The sequence below is a fragment of the Aphanothece microscopica RSMan92 genome (assembly GCF_046613545.2).
In the GTDB taxonomy this organism is placed as follows: domain Bacteria; phylum Cyanobacteriota; class Cyanobacteriia; order PCC-6307; family Cyanobiaceae; genus NIES-981.
Map to the genome: position 1 here is coordinate 1 of NZ_JBKKKY020000139.1, position 2094 is coordinate 2094.

Annotated in this window: 1 protein-coding gene; it reads left to right on the forward strand. The window is 66.6% G+C overall.

What is annotated here, in order from left to right; genetic code table 11:
• Window positions 1-313: 313 nt before the first annotated feature.
• The coding region (locus tag ACLD7X_RS16410) for a sensor histidine kinase (protein WP_411424757.1) at window positions 314-2094 on the forward strand (1781 nt) is incomplete at its 3' end.

Sequence of the window (2094 nt, forward strand, 5' to 3'; positions counted from 1 at the left end):
CCGCAAGCGCGGCCAGCACGCCAGGCCGCGCTTGCGGTGAAGCGGGGGGAGGCTGGGCACCCGTGCCCCCCCGTGTCAGCCGCCTGAGCCCAGCCACCCTGCCGTCAGGCGCGCCATGCAGCAGCACCTAGTCTACTCGCACCACCGACGATGTCCGCACTGCAGCCGCAGCCTCGCCGTCACACCTACCAACATACTGCCGAAGTAGAACCGGCAAAAATCGGCTCTAATCAGGCTGGTAGAGCCGTGGGAAATCGATGAGTGCCATCCCGGTTTTGTTTGGTTGAAAGCCCGTAGATGACTATCGCGTGTCATGCAATTATGCGGCGCGGCGAGCGTCGGATCTGATGTGATATTTCTATTTCGATATAATGACCGGATTGGGCGCCGCCTGCGCTTTCTCCTGCTAGGCTTTTCCGCCCTTCTGCCGCTCGCCGCCTTCGCGACTTACGCGCTTTTCAGCACGCTCGGCGCGTACCGCGCAGCCGACGAAGCGCGGTTGCGCGGTACCGCGCAGGGTCTCGCTGCCGCCGTTGACGCGCAACTCGGTAGCTACATCCTGGCGCTGGAGACACTTGCGGTTTCACCGCTGCTCGATGATCCTGTCGATGCTGACACCTTCGAGGCGCGCGCGGGCGAGGTCGCAACGCGCCTGGGAGGGGGGCTCGTTCTGGTTGACCAGCCACCCACCTATCGCATGCTCGCCAACACGCGCCGACAACCTGGCGCGGAACTCCCCGCGGCGACTCCTGTCGAGGGTCACGCCTCGCTTGATCGCGTTTTCGAGACCGGCCGTCCTGCGGTCTCTGGCCTTTTCACTGGGCCGCTCACGGGACGGCCGACGCTCGCAGTCATGGTCCCGGTTGAGCGTCCCGCCAAAGCCAGGCGCGTCCTCGTCCTGACAATTGAACCCGCGGCGCGGAGGGCATTGCTGGCGCGGCAACGATTGCCGGCCGGCACCTTCGCGGCCATCGCGGACAGGCGCCTGCAGGTCCTGGCGCATACCGCCGATCGTGACGGGGCGCAGGTCGGGGCTCAAGCGCCCGATTGGATCTCCACCGCGATGGAGGGCAGGGACGGAAGCATTATCACCGGTCCGGGCTGGCATGTGCCGGACAACGTCTATGCGGTCGAACGTCTGACGCAGGCATATGGCTGGCTGCTCGGCGTTTACGAGCGTGGGGCGCTGCAACAGGCTTCTGCCTGGGCTGCGGTGCGGTTGTTGCTCGCGGGTGGCGCTGCCCTCGGCTTGGGGCTGGCTGTCGTTGTCTGGACGACTAATCGTGCGGCCGTGCGGGAGGCGCGGCGCGAAGCCGGTGCGTTGCGCGCGGGCCGCGCCGAAATCGCGCGCCTGCACAGCGGCCTTCCTGCCATCATCTACCTGCGTCGGGTTGATGCCAGTGGCGGCTCACGGCTTGTCTATCGCGCCGGCGACATGGCAAGGGTCCTCGGTTGGCCCGCCGAGACCTTCGATGGCGTCGATGCCCTTACCCCCTGGATGGAACCCAGCTGGCCCGGCATCGACGTACTCGTGGCGCGCGCGGTCAGGGAAGGCAGCGTCACCGCCGAGTATCGGTTCCGGCAGCCCGATGGGTCGTGGAAATGGCTCCGCAGCCGTTGCCTTTTGCTGACCGGGGACGAGCACGGATGCGCCGAGGTGGTCGGCTACATAATGGACGCAACCAGCGAGCGTGAAGCCTCGGACCGCGCCATTGCGGCTGCCCGTCTTGCTTCGCTTGGCGAAATGGCGGCCGGCCTGGCGCACGAGATGAAGCAACCATTGCAGGGCATCCTGCTGGCGGCCGAAGTGGCCCAGATTGCCGCCCAGCGTGGGAACGGGGCGCAGGTCGATGCGCGGCTCGCGCGGATCATTCAGGAAACCCAGCGGACAGCCGACATGATCGATCGCCTGCGCCGCTTCGCCCGGGGGGCTGAAGAAGGCGGGGCGTTGGAAGAAGTGCCGTTGGCGTCGGCGGTAGAAGGCGCGCTCGTGCTCGCGCGTACGTCTCTCCGTGATGCGGAGATCAGCATCGACGTTGATCTGGGCGATCCGCCGCCCACGGTGCTCGGGCAGTCTGTACTGCTCGAGCAGGT